Source organism: Bradyrhizobium sp. NBAIM08, assembly GCF_020193935.1.
Taxonomy (GTDB): domain Bacteria; phylum Pseudomonadota; class Alphaproteobacteria; order Rhizobiales; family Xanthobacteraceae; genus Bradyrhizobium; species Bradyrhizobium yuanmingense.
Genome location: NZ_JADYVR010000007.1, coordinates 34,317 through 53,142, shown reverse-complemented (window position 1 = coordinate 53,142; position 18,826 = coordinate 34,317). Strand labels below are relative to the sequence as shown.

The window sequence follows — 18,826 nt, the reverse complement described above, 5'->3', positions numbered from 1 at the left end:
AGGCGCTACATCTCCTCCCGCCCGAGTTCGAACGGGTCGTCCCCGCCAGCGCGCTTCTTCCTTTTCGAGCGCTGCCAGACGACGCCGGGAAAGCCCTTCAGCGGCACCAGGGGCTCGCCGGTATAGGCCCATTCCTGCAGCTCCTCGATGGCGATGTGATAGAGCGGCTGGCGGCCGGTGCGCTCGTTGAACAGGGCGCGCGGGATGTTGACCATGTGCGGCCCGCGCGGGCGCTCGTACATGATCGGCGTGCCGCAATGCGAGCAGAAGCTGCGCGCGATCTTCGTCGCCTTGTCCTCGTAGCGGGTCAGCGCGGTCTTGCCCGAGGTGATGCGGAAGCGCTTCTTCCAGCTTCCGACATAGGTGGCGTAGGCCGCGCCATGGGCGCGGCGGCTGGCAGCGGAATGATCGTGCCAGGCCCAGCGCGCGGGCACGTCGATCTCGAAGGCGACCTTGCCGCAGAGGCATTGGCCGGTGGCGATCCCTGCGGCGGCTGCGGCTTTGGCCATGGACGTCTCTCCGTCGTCATTGCTAGCGCAGCGAAGCAAGCTCGTCATTCCGGGGCGATGCGAAGCATCGAGCCCGGAATCCATCCCACGTCCAGGTATGCGGCCCGATGGATTCCGGGTTCGCGACTTCGTCGCGCCCCGGAATGACAGATCAAGCCGGCGTCAGCTCGTCATACACCGGATAATCCGTGTACCCCTTCTCCTCGCCGCTGTAGAACGTCGCGCGATTATACGGCGTGATCGGGTAGCCGTGCTCGAGACGACGCGGCAGATCAGGATTGGAGATGAAGATGCGGCCGAAGGCGATGATGTCCGCATGTCCGTCGGCGATCGCCGCATTCGCGGTCTCCCCGGTGAAGCCGCCGGCGGTCATCAGCACGCCGCTGTAGAGCGGACGGAACAGCACCATCGCCGATGGCACGTTCTGCCAGTTGACCTCGGCGCGGCCCGAGCCGCTGGAGCGCGGTTCGATGAAATGCAGGTACGCCAAACCCAGCTTCTCGAGCGCCTTCACGACATGGATATAGAGCGGCATCGGATCGGGCTCGCCGGAATCATTGGCGATGCCGTAGGGCGACAGCCGCACAGCGACACGGTTCGAGCCCCAGACGTCGATCGCAGCCTGAGTGACCTCGAGCAGAAGGCGCGCGCGGTTCTCGATTCCGCCGCCATATTGATCGGTGCGCTGGTTGCTGCGCGATTGCAGGAATTGCTCGAGCAGATAGCCGTTGGCGCCGTGGATCTCGACACCGTCGAAGCCGGCGGCGAGCGCATTCTTGGCACCCTGCCGGAACGCCTCGACGATGCCCTTCACCTCATCAGTCTCCAGCGCGCGCGGCGTCTCGTAGTCGGCGATCTTTCCGTCGGCCGTCATCGCCTTCATGCCTTCGGCCTTGATCGGAATTGCCGAGGCCGAAACCGGCAGCTCGCCGCCGTGGAAGGAGGAATGAGAGACGCGGCCGACATGCCAGAGCTGGAGAAAGATGATGCCGCCCTTGGCGTGCACGGCATCCGTCACCTTGCGCCAGCCCTCGACTTGCGCCTCCGAATAGATGCCGGGTGTCGCCGGATTGCCGCGGCCGTGCGAGAGCACCGGCGAGGCTTCGGCGATGATCAGGCCGCCCTTCGTCGCACGCTGGCCGTAATATTCGGCGTTGAGTGGCCGCGGCGCGAAAGTGTCGCGCTCGGCCCGCATGCGCGTTAGCGGCGCCATCGCGACGCGATGCGCGAGCTGGTAGGGACCGACCTGCAACGGCTTGAACAAGGCTTCGAATTTCATGTGGTCCCCGGATGTCTTTGAAAGGATGCAGATGATTGTGAGGGAGACTGACCGCCTGAAGGCGGTGGTTGTTCTCCCTCTCCCCGTTCTTACGGGGAGAGGGTTGGGGTGAGGGGCTGCCTCGGCAATCGCGGTGAGAGTGGACTCGCGGAGAGTCCCCCTCACCCGGAATCCGCGCGTTGCGCGAATTCCGCCTCTCCCCGCAAGCGGGGAGAGGCGAAGGAGAGCCGGCCTTACGCCGTCTTGATCCAGACGGCCTTCACGTTGAGATATTCCTCGACGTGCTGCTTGCCGGATTCGCGGCCGTAGCCGCTCATCTTGTAGCCGCCGAACGGCACGGCCGGATCCATCGCCTGGTAGCAGTTGACCCACACCGAGCCGGCACGCAAGCGTTTCGCCACCGCATGGGCCTTGCTGACGTCGCGCGTCCACAGACCGGAGCCGAGGCCGAACGTGGTGTTGTTGGCGCGTTTGACCAGCTCGTCCATGTCCTTGAACGCGATTGCGGAGATGACGGGGCCGAAAATCTCCTCCTGCGCGATGCGCATGTTGTCCTCGACACCCGCGAACACCGTCGGCGAGACGAAGAAGCCCTTCGACAGCGCGCCTTCGGTGACACGGCCGCCGCCGGCAAGCGCCCTCGCGCCCTCCTTCTGGCCGATGTCGAGATAGCCGGTGACGCGCTCGAGCTGCTGCTCCGAGACGAGCGGCCCGATCTGCACGTTGGGATCGAGGCCGTTGCCGACCTGCAGCTTCTTGCCGAACTCGGCGACGCGGCCGACGAATTCGTCATAGATCGAGTGCTCGACGAACAGACGCGTTCCGGCGCTGCAGATCTGCCCTGAATTGGCGAACACCGCCATCGCCGCGCCGGGCACGGCGGCGTCGAGATCGGCATCGGCGAACACGATGTCCGGCGACTTGCCACCGAGCTCGAGCGAGACGCGCTTGAGATTGCCGGCGGACGCACGGATGATCGACTGCCCCGTGACATGCGAGCCGGTGAAGGCGACCTTGTCGACGTCGTGATGCGAGGCGAGCGCCGCCCCCGCGGTCTCGCCATAGCCGGGGACAACGTTGATGACGCCGGGCGGCACGCCCGCTTCCATTGCGAGCTCGGCGATGCGCAGCGAGGTCAGCGGCGCTTCTTCGGCAGGCTTGAGCACCACGGTGCAGCCGGTCGCGATCGCCGGACCGATCTTCCAGATCGTCGCGGTCAGCGGCCCGTTCCAGGGAATGATGGCGCCGACGACGCCGATCGGCTCCTTCAGCGTGTAGGAGAATATCTCGCCGGGTAGCGAGTTCTCGATGGTCTCGCCGTGGATCGCGGTGGTCTGGCCGGCGTAATAGCGCAGCATGCCGACGGCGCGCAGGCGGTAGGCACGGGTGCGGCTCAGCGGCGCGCCCATGTCGAGCGTGTCGAGCTGCGACAATTCGTCGAAATTCTTCTCGACGAGATCGGCGAGCCTCAGGAGCAGGTTCTGCCGCTCGAACGGCTTGACCTTGCTCCACGGGCCTTCGAAAGCGCGACGCGCGGCCGCGACCGCACGATCGATGTCTTCCTTGTCGCCTTCGGCGACGGTTGCGAGCAGCTCGCCGGTGGCGGGATTGCGGGTCTCGAAGCGCTTGCCCGAGGCTGCATCGACCCACTTGCCGTCGATCAGCATCTGCTTGTAGGACCCGTTGGCGAACGGATGGCGCGTGATCGGAATAGCCTGCGACACAGCCATGGCTGCACTCCCTGTCAGTTGAATTGATTGGTTCGATCTGGGCGGGATCGTTCGGCCGAGGATACAGCCGCGCCTGATAGGCGTAAAGGCAGCGCGGAACGAAGACCTCCCATGCCGACTTGTGCAGGGTCGCATCGCTGCCATGCTATAGCTCGGCTGAAGGCTTTCCACGGAGACGCTCGATGTCACATCCCGCCATCGTCAAGGACAATGTTGCCGTGATCACGGGTGGCGCAGCCGGCATCGGATTTGCCGCCGCCGCGGCATTTGCGCGCGCTGGAATGAAGGTATGTATCGCGGATGTCGACGAGACACGCTTGGCAGAAGCTGCAACAAAATTGTCATCCGTAACATCGGCCGCAAACGTCATGACCTCGGCCGTCGATGTCAGCAAGATCGAGAGCGTGACGGAACTCGAGCGCGCCGTCCACGCGCGGTTCGGCGGCACCGATGTCCTCATGAACAATGCCGGCATTCAGCCCGGCAGCACCTTGTTCGACGCGCCGGACAATTGGCAACGCATCATCGCCGTCAACATGTGGGGCATCATCAACGGCTCGCGCATCTTCGCGCCAAACATGATCGCCCGTGGCAGGCGCGGCCTCATCATCAACACCGGTTCCAAGCAGGGCATCACCACGCCGCCCGGCGATCCCGCCTACAACGTCTCCAAGGCCGGCGTGAAAGCCTTCACCGAGGCGCTCCAGCACGAGTTGCGCAACACGAATGACTGTCGCGTCACGGCGCACCTGCTGATCCCGGGCTTCGTCTTCACCGGCCTGACCGCAAAGGGACGCACCGAGAAGCCGGCCGGCGCCTGGACGCCGGAGCAGACGGTCGATTTCGTGCTGGCGCGGCTGGAGGCCGGCGACTTCTACATTCTCTGCCCGGACAATGACGTGCCGCGCGCGCTCGACGAGAAGCGCATGCTCTGGGCGGCCGGCGATATCGTCGAGAACCGCCCGCCATTGTCGCGCTGGCATCCGGATTACGCCGATGCGTTCGCGAAGTTTGTGGCGCGAGAGTAGGCCTGCACCGCTCTCTCGCTCGCCCCCAGGGCTATCGCATATGACTTGTGGCGGCGGTCTGCGCGCACGCCTCGTCCTTCGAGACGGCGCTGACGCGCCTCCTCAGGATGAGGCTAATCGGCGTCAGTGCCCGTTGAAACTGCTGCCGCGCACTCCGACCTCATCCTGAGGAGCCCGCCTCAAGCGGGCGTCTCGAAGGATGGCCGCAGGGAAATCTCAAATGCGATAGCCCTGCGCTCGCCTCGGCCTCCCGGGAGGGTGGGGTCACGGCCACCTGGCCTTGCCCCACCTTGACTCCCCCAAAATTCGTTATACAACATAACTATTCTGACAAGGACGCAAATGACACAAGGAAACGCCGAGACCGCGAATGCGGGTCCCTCCGGGCTGTTGAGGATCGAGCGGGCGGACCGGGTTCTGACCGTGGGTCTGAACCGGCCGGCCAAGCGCAATGCGCTCAATGACGGCATCATCCTGGAAATCGGCGAGTGTTTTGCGAACCTGCCCGAGGATATCGGCGCGGTCGTCATCCACGGTATCGGCGACCATTTCTCCAGTGGCCTCGACCTCTCCGAGCTGACCGAGCACGACGCCACCGGCGGGCTCCTGCACTCCCAGATGTGGCACCGGGTGTTCGACCGCATCCAGTACAGCCGCGTGCCCGTGATCGCAGCGCTCCGGGGCGCCGTGATCGGCGGCGGGCTGGAGCTTGCCTGCGCGGCCCATATCCGCGTCGCCGAGCCCTCGACCTATTTCGCGCTGCCGGAGGGGCAGCGCGGCATTTTCGTCGGCGGCGGCGGCTCGGTCCGGCTGCCGCGGCTGATCGGCGTTGCCCGGATGATGGACATGATGCTGACGGGACGCGTCTACAGCGCGACCGAGGGCGCGTCCTACGGCTTTGCGCAATATCTGACGGAGGCCGGCAACGGGCTCGGCAAAGCGCTGGAGCTTGCGACCAAGGTGGCGTCCAACGCCCCGCTGACGAATTTCGCCGTGCTCCAGGCGCTGCCGATGATCGCAGAGGCCAATCCGCAGACCGGCCTGTTGATGGAGTCGCTGATGGCCACCGTCGCGCAGAGCGACAAGGAGGCCAAGCGGCGGATCCGCGAATTCCTCGAGCACAAGACCGCGAAGGTGAAGCCCAAATCATGAGCGTAAAGTCATGAGCGCCCAGCCGTCCTCTTCCGGCATGGAGCGCGGCGCGAGCAATTTCCCGCTGCGGCCCATCTCGTTCGGCAATCCCGTCGTCAACATCGAGCGGCGCGACGACGGCACGATTTACCTGCGGCCAAAGCAGCCGCTCGGCGACTATCCGGTCCGCATCACCGACCGCCTGCATCATTGGGCCACGACGACGCCGGACCGCGTCTTCATGGCCGAGCGCGAAGGCGGCCGCGGCTGGCGCAAGATCACCTATGCCGAGTTGCTCACCGCGAGCCGTCACATCGCCTCCGCATTGATCCAGCGCGGCCTGTCGGCCGAGCGGCCGGTCGTCATCCTCTCTGGTAATTCGATCGACCACGCGCTCCTGGCGTTCGGCGCGTTCTATGCCGGCGTTCCGTTCTGCCCGGTGTCGCCGGCCTATTCGCTGGTGTCGAAGGATTACGGCAAGCTGTCCTATCTGATGAAGCTGCTGACGCCGGGCCTCGTCTTCGCTGACGATGCCGACAAGTTCGCCGATGCGCTCGCCGCCAACGTCTCGCTCGGCACCGAGATCGCCGCGTCCTATGGCCACGTGCCGGGCCGCGACGTCACCCTGCTGGCCGATCTGATGGCGACGCCGATCCGTGGCGATCTCGACGACGTTCACGGCAGGATCGGCCCCGACACGATCGCAAAATTCCTGCTGACCTCGGGCTCGACCGGCAATCCCAAGGCCGTCATCAACACCCAGCGCATGATCTGCGCCAATCAGGTGATGCTGCGCGAGACGCTCGCCTTCCTGAAGGACGAGCCGCCGGTCATCATCGATTGGCTGCCGTGGAATCACACCTTCGGCGGCAATCACAACATCGGCCTGACGCTCTACAACGGCGGCTCGATGTATCTGGACGCCGGCAAGCCGGTGCCTGGGGGCATCGAGGAGACCGTGCGCAATCTCCGGGAAATTTCACCGACGGTCTATTTCAACGTGCCCAAGGGCTATGAATCGCTGCTGCCCTATCTGCGCGACGACCAGGGCTTGCGCGCCAAGTTCTTCGACCGGCTGCATGCGATGTTCTTCTCCGGCGCGGCGCTGTCGCCGTTCGTCTGGGACAGCCTCGACGAGCTCGCGGCGAAGGAGAAGGGCTATCGCGTGCCGATGCTGACCGGTCTCGGCGCGACCGAGACCGCGCCGTTCTTCATGTCGGTCAATCCGCGCACCAGCCGCTCCGGCCATGTCGGCCTGCCCGTCTCCGGCAACGACGCCAAGCTGGTGCCGAACAACGGCAAGCTGGAAGTGCGCGCCAAGGGGCCGAACGTGATGCCTGGCTACTGGCGCCAACCCGACATCACGGCAAAATCCTTCGACGAGGAAGGATTTTACAAGATGGGCGATGCGCTCAAGCCCGCCGATCCCGATGATTTCAACGCCGGCTTCGATTTCGACGGCCGCGTCAGCGAGGACTTCAAGCTCGCGAGCGGCACCTGGGTCAGCGTCGGTCCCCTGCGCGCGCGCCTCACCGCGGCCTGCGCGCCCCTGGTGCGCGACGTCGTCATCGCCGGCATCAACCGCGACGAGATCTCCGCGCTGGTCGTGCTCGATCTCGACGGCTGCCGGCTGATCAACCCGACGCTGCCGCCCGACGATCTCGTCGTCGCGACGCGCGACCGCCTGGTGCGCGAGGCTTTCCGCGAGCGCCTGACCCGTTTCCTCGGCCAGGCCACGGGATCCTCGACACGGATCACGCGCGCAATCCTGATGGACACGCCACTCTCGATCGACAAAGGCGAAGTCACCGACAAGGGCTCGATCAACCAGCGCGCAGTGCTGGAGCATCGCGGCGAGCTGATCGAGGAGCTCTACGCTGCCAATCCGTCGAACCGTGTGATATCGGTCACCTAGAAAAATATCGCCAAAGGAGAACGCCATGTTGTTGAAGGATCAGGCAGCCATCGTCACCGGCGGCGCATCGGGACTGGGCGCGGCCACCGCGAGAAAGCTGGCCGCACAGGGCGCCAAGGTCGCGGTGTGCGACCTCAACACCAAGCTGGCCGAAACGGTCGCCGCAGAGATCAAGGGCGTGGCCGTCACCTGCGACGTCTCCGATGCCGCCTCCGCTGAAGCCGCGATCGCGCAGGCGACCAAGGTCCATGGCCCGGCGCGCGTGCTGGTCAATTGCGCCGGCATCGGCGTCGCCAAGCGCGTGGTCGGCCGCGACGGCCCGATGGCGCTTTCGGATTTCGACAAGGTGATCAAGGTCAACCTGATCGGCACCTTCAACATGCTGCGCCTCGCCGCCACCGAAATGTCCAAGCTTGAGCCGCAGGCGACCGGCGAGCGCGGCGTCATCATCAACACCGCCTCCGTTGCCGCCTATGACGGCCAGATCGGCCAATCCGCCTATTCGGCCTCCAAGGGCGGCATCGTCGGCATGACGCTGCCGATCGCGCGCGAGCTCGCGCAGTTCGGCGTCCGCGTGCTGACGATCGCCCCCGGCCTGTTCCTGACGCCGCTGCTGGCGAATCTGCCGCAGGAGGCCCAAGACTCGCTCGCCGCCGCCATCCCCTTCCCGCGCCGGCTCGGCCAGGCCGACGAGTTCGCCGCGCTCGCGCTGCACATGGTCGAGAATGCCTACCTGAACGGCGAGGTGGTGCGCCTCGACGGCTCGCTGCGCATGGCGCCCAAGTAAATTCGCGAAGTAAGGCATCGCTCATGTTCGTGAACCGGCGCGAGGTCCAGATCCAGTGGGGCGATTGCGACCCCGCGAACATCGTCTACTATCCGCGCTATTTCGCGATGTTCGACGATTCGACCTCGACCCTGTTCGAGGCCGCCGGCTTCTCCAAGCAGGACCTGGTCCGCAAATACGGCCTGGTGGGCATCCCGATGGTCGACACGCGGGCCAAGTTCTACATCCCCTCGACCTATGGCGACTGGATCACCATCGAGACCAGAATCGAGAGCATCAAGCGCTCGAGCTTCGAGGTGAAGCACAATGTCTACAAGGGCGAGGCGCTCGCGATCGAGGGTTTCGAGACCCGCGTCCTGGTGGGCCGCGACCCTGATAACCACGACAAGCTGAAATCCGCACCATTCCCGGCGGAAATGGTAGCCAAGTTCACGGGGAGTTAAGTCCGGAGCTAAATCGCCGCATCACCAAAAGACGGGGCTGAATTACCCCGCGATTTCTGCTTTCAAATAAACACGTCAAGGGAGGAATAGATGAAACGCTTTTATTTAACCGCTGCCATCACTGCGGCTGCGCTGACCCTGCCGGCATTGCCCGCGCTGGCCCAGACCAGCGAAGTCACCATCGGCATCACCACGACCACGACCGGTCCAGGTGCGGCACTCGGTATTCCCGAGCGCAACGCGCTGGAATTCGTGCCGAAGGAGATCGGCGGCGTGCCGTTGAAGGTGATCGTGCTCGACGACGGCGGCGATCCCACCACCGCTACCACCAACGCCCGCCGCTTCGTCACCGAATCCAAGGCCGACATCATCATGGGCTCGGCGCTGACGCCGCCGACCATCGCGGTCTCCAACGTCGCCAACGAGGCCGGTATCCCGCACTTCGGTCTGGCGCCCTTCCCGATCACGCCGGAGCGCATGAAGTGGTCGGTGGCGATGCCGCAGCCGATTCCGATCGTCGGCAAGGTGCTGTATGACCACATGAAGGCCAAGGGCGTGAAGACGCTCGGCTACATCGGCTATTCCGATTCCTACGGCGACCTCTGGTTCAACGATTTAAAGGCGCAGGCCGTGCCGATGGGGATGACGATCGTCGACGAGGAGCGCTTCGCTCGTCCCGACACCTCGGTGACCGGCCAGGTGCTGAAGCTCGTCGCCGCCAATCCCGACGCCATCCTGGTCGGCGCGTCCGGCACCGCGGCCGCGCTGCCGCAGACCGAGCTGCGCGAGCGCGGCTACAAGGGCCTGATCTACCAGACCCACGGCGCCGCCAGCATGGACTTCATCCGCATTGCCGGCAAAGCAGCGGAAGGCGTGCTGATGGCCTCGGGTCCCGTGATGGCCCCCGAGGAACAGCCGGACAGCGCGCTGACCAAGAAGCCCGGCCTCGCACTGAACTCCGCCTACGAGGCAAAGTACGGCCCCAACAGCCGCAGCCAGTTCGCCGGCCATTCCTTTGATGCGTTCGAGATCCTCAAGCGCGTCATTCCGGCGGCGTTGAAGACGGCCAAGCCCGGCACGCCGGAATTCCGCGAGGCCATCCGCCAGGCGCTGCTGACGGAGAAGGAGCTGGCGGCGAGCCAGGGCGTCTACAACTTCACTGAAAAGGACCGCTACGGCCTCGACGAGCGCTCGCGCATCCTGCTCACGGTGAAGGACGGCAAGTACACGCTGGTGAAGTAGGCGCTGCGAAGATTTCAGACAACGAGAGCCGGCCCGATGGGCCGGCTCTTTTGTTTGGTCAATGGCGTGAGCTGCGGCACCGGCGCAGGTGCGCCCCCTCTCCCGCTTGCGGGAGAGGGTTGGGGAGAGGTGCCTCCGCGTTGGGACCCTCCGAGACTTACGGAGAAAACCCCCTAGAGGAGAAAACCCTCACCCGGCGCTTCGCGCCGACCTCTCCCGCAAGCGGGAGAGGTCGCACCGAGTCAGCCGATGCACCGCGGCTACGCCGCCTGCCGCAGCGGCGTCCAGGCGAATTCCGGATAATAGTCGTCCATCATGCGGTCGACATAGGCGGTGAGGTTCGGAAATCCCTCGGCCCGCTCGCGCAAGGCGGATTCGAAGAACGGTGAGAGGACGCCGGCGAGCATACCGAACGCAGTGGCATCGACGCCGCAGGGCCTGTTGCCCATCAGGAAGGCTTTGTCGCCGAGCTGCACCGACAGCGCGAACAGCGAACGCACGGCAAGATCGACGTCGTCATCCGGCGCATGGCGGCCGAGGCCAGAGAGCAGATAGTTCTCGGCGACGCGGAATTGAGCGTCCTCGCGCAGCTTCTCGCGATTGTGCTCCGGCGCACCGTCGAAGAAATGCGCGGGCCCCTTGGCGAAATTGACCGGATCGACCCAGCGCGCGCCCACCAGCGCCCAATAGACGTGGTGCTCGATCATGCGCTCGAACGCCCAGGCCTGCGCACGCTCGGCCAAGGTGAGGCCGGCATCGAAATCGAAGCCGTAGCGGCGCTCGATATGGGCCCGGATGAAGGTGGAATCGGCCACCGCCTCGCCGCCATCGTCGATGAAGGGCAGCTGCCCCTTGGGCGAGGCCGGCGGCATCGCCCGCTCTTTCCGATAAGGCAGTCCCGCCATCTTGAGCTGCACCTCGGTCTTGGTGACGAAGGGGCTGATTTCCGGCAGGCCGAAGCCGGCGCCAAAGCCGTAAAGCGTGATCATGCAAGCTCTCCTGAACCTGTCGAACGAGTGGAAGGAACCTAGCGGCCGGCTGCTGCCACCATGGTGGCAGCAGCCGTGATATCTTCTGCGAAGCGGGCCCCGCGCCAGGCGCGGCCCATCAGATGGCGGACCAGCGCATTCGCGGCATGGTTCAGCGAGCGTGTCACCACGCTTGCGAGCGCAAATCGGAGATCAACGGCCATGAGATCGAGCGGAACGAGGCGGCCAAACGCCCAAGCCCGCAACATTTGGCCGTGCCACAGCTGCGCCCGCCACAGTGGACCGGCCTGGCCGAAATGGGTTGGAATGATCATGGACAAATCCTCTTCAGTCGATGTGTTGTCCCGGTATAGAACCCCCCTGCTGCCAACATCCTGTCAGCAGCCGCGCGCCGATTTCTGATCCGTCGTTCGAGAAGAGAACTGTCATGAGACGCGCCGACCGGCTGTTTCAAATCATCCAGGTGCTAAGGCGCACGCGTAAGCCGCTGACGGCAGACGCGATCGCGGCCGAGCTCGAGACTTCGAAGCGCACCATCTATCGCGACATCGCAACCCTGATCGGCCAGCGCGTGCCGATCCGCGGCGAAGCCGGCATGGGTTACATCCTGGAAAAGGGTTTCGACCTGCCGCCCCTGATGCTGACGCCGGACGAGATCGAGGCGGCCGTGCTGGGCGCGCAATGGGTCGCAGGCCACGCCGATTCCGCGCTGGCGCGCGCGGCCGAAGACTTGATGGCCAAGATCGCCGATACCGTCCCGGAGCGCCTGCGCCCCTTCGTACTGGAGCCGGCGAGCCGGGCGCGTCCGAGCTGGAACCGGGAACCGGACCGCCTGGACATGGCGCGCACCCGCACCCAGATCCACGAAGGCAAGAAGATCATGCTGCGCTATCGCGACGAACAGGGCCGCCCCAGCGAGCGCATGATCTGGCCGATCTCGGTCGGCTATCTCGAAGCCGTGCGGCTGCTGGCGGCCTGGTGCGAGCTGCGCGGCGACTTCCGCAGCTTCCGCACCGACCGCGTGGTCGAGGCGACCTATCTCGACGAGAAATATCCGGAACGGCGCGACGTGCTGCGCGCGAGATGGCGGCAGAGCCTGGTCTGGGGTCCGCCGAAGGACACGTGAGAACGATGGACGAGACCGAGCTGTCGAGCTGTTGCCAGGGCTGCGGCGCCTGCTGCGGCTATTCGCAAAACTGGCCGCGCTTCTCGATCGAGAGCGACGAGGAGCTTGAGCTGATCCCGGAGGCGCTCGTCAACGACCGGCAATCGGGCATGCGCTGCGAGGGCGATCGCTGCGCGGCATTGCAAGGCGAGATCGGAAGGATGACGGCCTGCGGCATCTATGACGTGCGGCCGGAGGTGTGCCGCACCTGCATGCCTGGTGACGCCGAATGCGCGATGGCGCGGCGGAAGTTCGGCCTGCCCGTTATCGAGGCCGCTTAGGCGGGGACGGCTTCGCCGATCTCGTCGTCGAGCTCGTCATCGAGCGGTGCGAGCACCGAGAGCGGCTTGGTCGACAGCGTGATCGGCTTGCGCCCACCCGTCAGCGACGTCGAAGCTTTCGCGGTGCCTTCGCGCGACAGCGCGAAGAGCGTCGAGCCGACGCGGCCGCCATTCTCGATCAGGTCGCGCTCGCTGCAGCTCGCTGCGATCGCGACCGCCAGCGAGTGCAAATGGCTACGGCGGTAGCAGAACAGCGCCAGCCTGGCGCGCACGTCAGGGGAAACACTCTCAACCAGCCTCGGCAGGCCACTCTCGCTGGCGCGATACATCTCGCCAAGGAGCTCGTCGCGGACCGGGCAGAAATCGCTTTCAAAGGCGTCGCGGCTTGAAAACATTGCAGTTCTCCCTCGTGTAAGGAAGATGCAGCGCAATTCTCTAACGAAAGGTTAACCACGCTGCCCGGTAGTCACCCGGGGTGGTTGCGCGTCGGCCGCGAATCGGTGGGACGCCTTGGTGGGGTTTTCAAAGTCTTCCGCGGCGTCATGGCCGGGCTTGTCCCGACCCTTCACGGAAAGCCAGGAGGCACGAAGAACGTGGAGGCCCGGGACAAGCCCGGGCATGATGATCCCTCGTGCTGATGGCGATTGCCTCTCCCCGAAAGGCCCAAAGGCGACCTTCAGTTCGCCGCCATGAAGATCGCGAGGCCGAAGCCGGTCAGGTGGTGCAGCGCCTGGTCGACGCCGATCAGGGTCCAGAACCAGGGATGGGCGAGGTCGACGCCGAAATTGGCGGAGACGTATCCCTTGGCGCGGTCGATCGTGATATGGATCAGGAAGTCGAAGAAGGCCACGAACCAGAATCGCGGCGCCACGATCACGATCAGCGGCAGCGCGACGGCAAGGTGGACCAGGCAGTGCACCAGGAGCGGCAGGGCCCAGCCATGCTTCTGATCCTTGCCGTGCGCCATCCAGGCGGTTTGAAGAACGAAATCGGCGATGACGTGCTTGAAGGTGAGCAGCAACATCCAGCCAATGAGCGCTTCAACCGGAATCGCCGATGACATGGGTGGAAACGACAAAGCTGACGCCCTCATTGACGTGACGAGAAGAATTGGAGCGTTCAGCGCAACTTCTTCTTGGACCGGTCAAATCGCCGGGACGCGCAATTTATGACATCTCCCGCGGCGGAATGCAGCCGGGTGGAACCGGAAAATCGCCAAGTGTGGCTAACCGGTGATAGGATGGCCAATCGCCGCGGACATATCGAGTAAGGTTACCTCCGGCTCGAAATTTGCATTCCGCTGCCTTCGCGCTATCATCGGCGATCGGGAATATCGTTCTTTTTTCAGGCGTTTACGAATTACCGGGCCCGCCGCGCTTCCAAGCCACGCGCCGCCGCCAGCCAAACGATAAGGCCAGAGTGCCGCCATGAGTACCGAAGGCCCCATCGCATCGCCGACCATGCCGCCGCCCCGGCGCCCCAAGGTGATCAAGACCAACCAGCAGCAGGTTCTCCTCTACGTCGTGCTGACCCTGCTGCTGTCGTTCGCCACCGTCTGGGCCGGCCGCACGCTGGTGCACAATTCGGAGACGCTGACCTTTGCCGTCGGCGGCCCCAACAGCGATGAGGCGCTGTTCGCGGCCAAGCTCGCCGCCCTCCTGAAGAACAACGCTTCGCGCTTGCGGATCAACATCGTCAACAACGCCGACAATGCCAAGGCGCTCGCGCAGTTCGACCGCAGGCAGGCCGACCTCGCCGTGCTGCGCACCGACGCCAAGGTGCCGCTGCGGGCGCGCACGCTCGCGATCCTCGAGCACGATCTCGTGCTCCTGCTCGGTCCCGGCAACAAGAAGATCAAGTCGCTGGCCGAATTGAAGAAGAAGAAGGTCGCGGTCGTCGCCGAGAACGAAACCTCGCTCGCCTTCGTCCGCAGCATCCTCGACGTCCCCGATGGCCCTGAGGCTGCGAAGATCCAGATGGCGCCGCAGGGCGCGACACTCGACAAGCTGTTCGCCCCGGCAAACGGCTTCAGCGCGGTGCTCGCGATCGTCCACGCCTCGAAGGCGGTCCGGGACAAATCCTATGAGCAAGCCGCCAAGCGCGGCGGCTTCACACTGAACACCATCGAAGAAGCCAAGACGCTGGCGCGCAAATTTCCCGGCATTTCCGACGAGACTGTGACAGCCGGTTCGGTGTCGACATCCCCGCAGATTCCCGACGACGATCTCGACACGATCGGTCTCGAATGGCTGCTGGTCGCGCAATCCCGGATGTCCCCAAGCACGGCCGGCGAGCTCGCCCGCATCGTCTACGAGAACAAGGCGGCGCTCGGGCTCGACAACGGCTTTGCCACCAGGATCGAGCCGGCCTCGGTCGAGAAGGACGCCTTCGTGGTCGCACATCGGGGCGCCGCCGACTACATCAACGACGATACCAAGTCGTTCGTGGATAAGTACAGCGACTTGATGTATCTGGCCGCCGCAGCGCTCAGCGTCATCGGCTCGATCTTCGCCGCGATCTACGCCAAGATCACCCGCATCGCGCCGGAGAAGGCCAGCGAGCTCTCGACCGCCATCCTCGACATCGGCGAGCGGATCGAGCACGCCCATTCGCTGGATCAGCTCGAATGTCTCCAGGATGAGCTCGAGACCATCTTGCGCGGTGCCGTCATCGGCCTCAGGGACGGCACCATCAGTACCGACGGGCTCGACACCTTCAAGCTCGGCTACGAATTCGTCCGTGACGAGATCGGCATGCGCCGCGACTATCTGAAACGTCATGCCGGCGAAGCCGACAAGACGGTACGCGATGCCGGCCCGGCTCCGTCAGACGACAGCAATGTCGTGGTGGTGAAGACCGCCCAGAGCGCCTGACAGCCGCCCCACCGTTGTCGTGTCCCGGACAGCTGCAATGCCGAAGGCATCGCAGCGCTGAGCCGGACCCAGGAACCGGTCCTGCGGTGCATCACTTCGTGCTGCGCCGCGTCCGGGGCACGAGACGGAGGCTACCCGTCCGATCGCCAGCCAGTCTGGAACCCTGCCCACCCGCAACCGTTGGTTTCCGGTTGCAACCGGAGAACGCGGCATGCGTGCACTCCTCATCATCCTCCTTCTGGCAATGCTGGCGGCGGCCGGCTACTTCGCCTATTCCGCAATGGCGGTCGAAGGTGAGCCGATCCCGACGGAAGGCTATGTGGCACTGGCGCTGGGCGCGGGGTTTTCCGTCATTGTCGGCGTCGGGCTGATGGTGCTGCTGTTCTTCAGCAGCCGCCGCGGCTACGACGAGCCGCCACATTTCAGGTAAGGCACCCCGCCAGGGACGGCGGCGTGGACGGCAGGCCCGCTGCAGCGGCGCGGCAAACGACCGGCGCCGTCGTTGACGGCCTCCGCCCGGGCGGGCACTTTGGCGCCGACAACGGAGACGAGAATGTCGGACACAGCCGACGCAGCATCTAGCCCCCTGCTCGAAATCATCGGCGCCCGCGCCACCATCCGCCTCAACCGGCCGAAACATCTCAACCGGCTGGAGGCGGAGGATCTCGACGAGCTGACGAGACTGTTCGACCGGGTCGAGGCCGATCCCGATATTCGCGTGCTGGTGCTGACCGGAACCGGGCGCGCCTTCTCCGCCGGCTACGATCTCAATTCGGTCGCGGAACGCGCGGTCAGCGCGGGCGAGCAGCAGAGCGCGGGCTCGGCCTTCGAGGCCGTCGTCAACCGGCTCGAGGATCTCGGCGTGCCGACCATCTGCCGGCTCAATGGCGGCGTCTATGGCGGCTCGACCGACCTCGCACTCGCCTGCGATTTCCGCGTCGGCGTCGATACCGCGGAAATGTTCATGCCGGCGGCGCGCCTTGGGCTGCATTACTACCCGAGCGGCATCAAGCGCTACGTGACCCGCCTCGGCGTCGACAATGCGAAGAAGCTGTTCCTCACCGCGCAGAAGATCGACGCCCCGGAGATGCTGCGCATCGGCTATCTCACCACAATGGTGCCGCTGGAATTCCTGGACGAGGAGGTCGACACGCTCGCTGCGATCCTCGCCGGCAACGCCCCCCAAGCGATGCGCGGCATGAAGCGCGCGATCAACGAGTTCGCCCGCGGCGAGCTCGATGAAGGCGCCGCCGACCGGCGCCACCGCGACAGCATGCGCGGCGACGAGATCAAGGAAGGCATCAAGGCGTTCGCCGACAAGCGGGCACCGCGATTTTGACGCCCTCTCATCCACCCGCCGCGGCGGCATGCTGCGCCGCCATCTCCGCATCTGCGGCATTGATGCGCTGGAACGCCGGCCGCGCCGTCATGCGCTCCGCATAGCGGACGAAGACATCCTTCTTCGGCACGATGCCGAACATCATGGTCCAGCTGAACGCGACGCCCCACAATACGTCGGCCGCCGTCATGCGCTCGCCGAGCAGATAGGGCCCGTTCGCCAACTGGGCCTCGAGCGCACCCAGCATCGTATCGTAATCGGCATAGGGCGATTGCGTGATCGGCGCCGGCTCTCGCTGCATGAACTTGTCGATCAAGGCCGGCTCGAACGACGACCCATAATAGGCGATCCAGCGCAGATAAGGCCCGCGCAGCGGATCGTTCAGGGCGGGGGTCAGCCCCGCTTGCGGGAACAGGTCGGCGAGATAGATGGTGATCGCGACCTGCTCGGTCACCAGCGCCTCGCCGTGGCGAATCGCCGGCACCTTGCCGAGCGGGTTGAGGGCGAGATAGGCGGGCTTGCGCTGATCGCCGGCCTTCATGTTGAGGACATGGAGATCGTAAGGTGCCCCCAGTTCCTCGAGCAGCACGCGCGTGCCGGTGGCGCGCGTCTGCGGCGAATAGAACAGGGTGATGCGGTTCGGATCGGTCATGGCAGTCTCCATCTGGCCGGCTGGCGATGGCGCCGCTTGTAGCGGACCATACCTGACATCTTGTGTCAGGTATGGTCTAAGGGATCATGCGCGCGAGCCGGATGCTGTCGATCCTCACCACCCTCCAGGCCAGGGGACAGGTCACCGCGCCCGAGCTCGCGCAGGCCTGCGAAGTGTCGGTGCGCACGATCTATCGGGACATCGACGCGCTCGCGGCGTCCGGCGTTCCCGTTTATGCCGACCGCGGCGCGGAAGGCGGCTATCGGCTGCTCGACGGCTATCGCGTGCGGCTGAACGGGCTGTCGCAGAGCGAGGCGGGCGCGTTGTTCCTGGCGGGATTGCCAGGCCCGGCCGCCGCACTCGGGCTCGATGCTGCGATGATCGCCGCCCAAAACAAGCTGATGGCGGCACTGCCACCGAATTTGCGTGAGGATGCCGGGCGGATGCAGGAGCGTTTCCACCTGGACGCGCCCGGCTGGTTCGGTGAAGCGGAAGACCCGAAGCACCTGCGCACCATCGCTGGCGCTGTGCTGCGCGGGACGCTGATCAGGATTCGGTACCAGAGCTGGCGCGCAGAGAAGCAGCGCCGCGTCGCGCCGCTCGGCCTCGTGCTGAAGGGCGGCAGCTGGTATCTCGCAGGACAAGTCGACGGCAGCGTGCGCACCTATCGCGTCGCACGCGTGCTCGACTGCACAGCCCTCGGCGACCGCTTCGATCGTCCGGCCGGCTTCGACCTCGCCGCCCATTGGCGGGCCGCGACGCTGCGGCTCGAAGCGGAGATGCACCCCAATGTCGCGATCGTCCGCCTGTCGCCGTTCGGCGTGAAGCTGCTCGACGCGCTCAGCCAGCCCTATGTCAAGGCACGCACACAGCTCGAGGAGACAACCGATGCAGACGGTTGGCGCATTGCGCGCGTGCCGGTCGGAAAGACATCGTGGCATGCCGCGGCCGAACTGCTGCGGCTCGGCCCGGAAGCCGAAGTCCTGGAGCCTGCTGATCTCCGCGACAAGATGGCCGAGCTGACGCAGGCGATGGCCGCGCGGTATCGCGCGGCGCAGAAAGCCTGATCGCGGCGCATTCTGCCGCAGCCGACGAAACATTCCTGAAACACGATTCTTCCCGCTTGCCATGAACGCGATCGCGTCTCGTCTCGACGGAAATGCAGGGACGCAACAATGGCCCTAGCGCCGAATGGAGAATGAAGATGTTTCGTAAGCTTGCACTTGGTCTGATCGCCGCCGGCACGCTCGGCGTTGCCGCTCTCGCCCCCACCGCGGCCTCGGCCGGCGGCTTCCATCACCATCATGGTCATCACCACTGGGGTCCCGGCTGGGGCTTTGGCGGTATCTACCTCAACACCGGCGTCAGCAATTGCTATCAGGAGCGCCTGGTCCGGACCCGTCACGGCCTGCGCGTGCGCGTCGTGAACGTCTGCGCCTACGGGATCTACTGATATCTCGATA

The 18,826-nt window shown here is 65.2% G+C and carries 21 protein-coding genes; 13 read left to right on the top strand and 8 right to left on the bottom strand.

Translation table 11 applies throughout. The features are described 5' to 3' along the window. Nucleotides 1–5: 5 nt before the first annotated feature. The 3 genes from I6F37_RS23760 to I6F37_RS23750 form a co-directional block, all read right to left on the bottom strand. Nucleotides 6–509 carry a GFA family protein gene (locus I6F37_RS23760; protein ID WP_036021041.1) on the bottom strand — a complete coding sequence of 168 codons (504 nt, stop codon included), beginning with the start codon at nucleotides 507–509 and terminating at the stop codon, nucleotides 6–8. A gap of 151 nt (nucleotides 510–660) precedes the next feature. Next, on the bottom strand, nucleotides 661–1,788 hold the full coding sequence (locus tag I6F37_RS23755; protein WP_225152848.1) for an alkene reductase: 1,128 nt from the start codon (nucleotides 1,786–1,788) through the stop codon (nucleotides 661–663). A gap of 233 nt (nucleotides 1,789–2,021) precedes the next feature. Beyond that, entirely contained in the window at nucleotides 2,022–3,518 is a 1,497-nt protein-coding gene (locus I6F37_RS23750; RefSeq protein WP_035997259.1) for an aldehyde dehydrogenase family protein, read from the bottom strand. A 182-nt stretch (nucleotides 3,519–3,700) separates the two neighbouring features. On the opposite strand from I6F37_RS23750, the gene I6F37_RS23745 reads away from it, so the two are divergent. The 6 genes from I6F37_RS23745 (at nucleotide 3,701) to I6F37_RS23720 (ending at nucleotide 10,064) form a co-directional block, all read left to right on the top strand. Next, nucleotides 3,701–4,546 (top strand): SDR family NAD(P)-dependent oxidoreductase, encoded by an 846-nt coding sequence (locus I6F37_RS23745; protein WP_225152846.1) that lies wholly within the window; start codon nucleotides 3,701–3,703, stop codon nucleotides 4,544–4,546. Between the two features lie 342 nt (nucleotides 4,547–4,888). Continuing rightward, nucleotides 4,889–5,698 carry a crotonase/enoyl-CoA hydratase family protein gene (locus tag I6F37_RS23740; protein ID WP_035997250.1) on the top strand — a complete coding sequence of 270 codons (810 nt, stop codon included), beginning with the start codon at nucleotides 4,889–4,891 and terminating at the stop codon, nucleotides 5,696–5,698. Nucleotides 5,699–5,708: 10 nt separating this feature from the next. Then, nucleotides 5,709–7,592, top strand: a complete 1,884-nt coding sequence (locus I6F37_RS23735; RefSeq protein ID WP_225152845.1) for a feruloyl-CoA synthase — start codon at nucleotides 5,709–5,711, stop codon at nucleotides 7,590–7,592. Nucleotides 7,593–7,617: 25 nt separating this feature from the next. Beyond that, nucleotides 7,618–8,379 (top strand): SDR family NAD(P)-dependent oxidoreductase, encoded by a 762-nt coding sequence (locus tag I6F37_RS23730; RefSeq protein ID WP_225152843.1) that lies wholly within the window; start codon nucleotides 7,618–7,620, stop codon nucleotides 8,377–8,379. Nucleotides 8,380–8,402: 23 nt separating this feature from the next. Then, nucleotides 8,403–8,822 (top strand): thioesterase family protein, encoded by a 420-nt coding sequence (locus tag I6F37_RS23725; RefSeq protein WP_212260090.1) that lies wholly within the window; start codon nucleotides 8,403–8,405, stop codon nucleotides 8,820–8,822. A 90-nt stretch (nucleotides 8,823–8,912) separates the two neighbouring features. Beyond that, nucleotides 8,913–10,064 carry an ABC transporter substrate-binding protein gene (locus tag I6F37_RS23720; RefSeq protein ID WP_225126599.1) on the top strand — a complete coding sequence of 384 codons (1,152 nt, stop codon included), beginning with the start codon at nucleotides 8,913–8,915 and terminating at the stop codon, nucleotides 10,062–10,064. A gap of 260 nt (nucleotides 10,065–10,324) precedes the next feature. Here I6F37_RS23720 and I6F37_RS23715 read toward each other — a convergent pair whose 3' ends face one another. Further along, on the bottom strand, nucleotides 10,325–11,053 hold the full coding sequence (locus I6F37_RS23715) for a glutathione S-transferase family protein (protein WP_036021027.1): 729 nt from the start codon (nucleotides 11,051–11,053) through the stop codon (nucleotides 10,325–10,327). Nucleotides 11,054–11,091: 38 nt separating this feature from the next. Continuing rightward, nucleotides 11,092–11,367: a hypothetical protein gene (locus I6F37_RS23710; protein ID WP_225126601.1), complete on the bottom strand. Its 276-nt coding sequence runs from the start codon at nucleotides 11,365–11,367 to the stop codon at nucleotides 11,092–11,094. Between the two features lie 113 nt (nucleotides 11,368–11,480). Here I6F37_RS23710 and I6F37_RS23705 point away from each other — a divergent pair, with 113 nt between their 5' ends. Next, a complete protein-coding gene (locus I6F37_RS23705; RefSeq protein WP_025033709.1) occupies nucleotides 11,481–12,179 on the top strand; it encodes a YafY family protein in 699 nt (232 codons plus the stop codon). Between the two features lie 5 nt (nucleotides 12,180–12,184). After that, entirely contained in the window at nucleotides 12,185–12,499 is a 315-nt protein-coding gene (locus I6F37_RS23700; protein WP_225146281.1) for a YkgJ family cysteine cluster protein, read from the top strand. Here the strand turns inward: I6F37_RS23700 and I6F37_RS23695 are convergent. Beyond that, nucleotides 12,496–12,894 carry a hypothetical protein gene (locus I6F37_RS23695; protein ID WP_035997226.1) on the bottom strand — a complete coding sequence of 133 codons (399 nt, stop codon included), beginning with the start codon at nucleotides 12,892–12,894 and terminating at the stop codon, nucleotides 12,496–12,498. The genes I6F37_RS23700 and I6F37_RS23695 overlap by 4 nt on opposite strands. A gap of 281 nt (nucleotides 12,895–13,175) precedes the next feature. After that, nucleotides 13,176–13,523 (bottom strand): DUF3307 domain-containing protein, encoded by a 348-nt coding sequence (locus I6F37_RS23690; protein WP_050995827.1) that lies wholly within the window; start codon nucleotides 13,521–13,523, stop codon nucleotides 13,176–13,178. Between the two features lie 403 nt (nucleotides 13,524–13,926). Between I6F37_RS23690 and I6F37_RS23685 the strand changes: the two genes are divergently transcribed. The 3 genes from I6F37_RS23685 (at nucleotide 13,927) to I6F37_RS23675 (ending at nucleotide 16,711) form a co-directional block, all read left to right on the top strand. Next, nucleotides 13,927–15,372: a TAXI family TRAP transporter solute-binding subunit gene (locus I6F37_RS23685; RefSeq protein ID WP_051056807.1), complete on the top strand. Its 1,446-nt coding sequence runs from the start codon at nucleotides 13,927–13,929 to the stop codon at nucleotides 15,370–15,372. A 211-nt stretch (nucleotides 15,373–15,583) separates the two neighbouring features. Beyond that, entirely contained in the window at nucleotides 15,584–15,802 is a 219-nt protein-coding gene (locus I6F37_RS23680; RefSeq protein ID WP_035997220.1) for a hypothetical protein, read from the top strand. Nucleotides 15,803–15,925: 123 nt separating this feature from the next. Then, nucleotides 15,926–16,711, top strand: a complete 786-nt coding sequence (locus tag I6F37_RS23675) for an enoyl-CoA hydratase/isomerase family protein (RefSeq protein WP_035997217.1) — start codon at nucleotides 15,926–15,928, stop codon at nucleotides 16,709–16,711. A gap of 7 nt (nucleotides 16,712–16,718) precedes the next feature. Here the strand turns inward: I6F37_RS23675 and I6F37_RS23670 are convergent, their stop codons facing one another. Continuing rightward, the gene (locus I6F37_RS23670; RefSeq protein ID WP_035997331.1) at nucleotides 16,719–17,363 is read right to left on the bottom strand and encodes a glutathione S-transferase family protein; all 645 of its coding nucleotides are present in this window, start codon (nucleotides 17,361–17,363) and stop codon (nucleotides 16,719–16,721) included. Nucleotides 17,364–17,449: 86 nt separating this feature from the next. On the opposite strand from I6F37_RS23670, the gene I6F37_RS23665 reads away from it, so the two are divergent. Continuing rightward, a complete protein-coding gene (locus tag I6F37_RS23665; RefSeq protein WP_225152841.1) occupies nucleotides 17,450–18,430 on the top strand; it encodes a YafY family protein in 981 nt (326 codons plus the stop codon). Nucleotides 18,431–18,567: 137 nt separating this feature from the next. Further along, the gene (locus I6F37_RS23660) at nucleotides 18,568–18,816 is read left to right on the top strand and encodes a hypothetical protein (protein ID WP_035997328.1); all 249 of its coding nucleotides are present in this window, start codon (nucleotides 18,568–18,570) and stop codon (nucleotides 18,814–18,816) included. The last annotated feature ends 10 nt before the right edge of the window (nucleotides 18,817–18,826 follow it).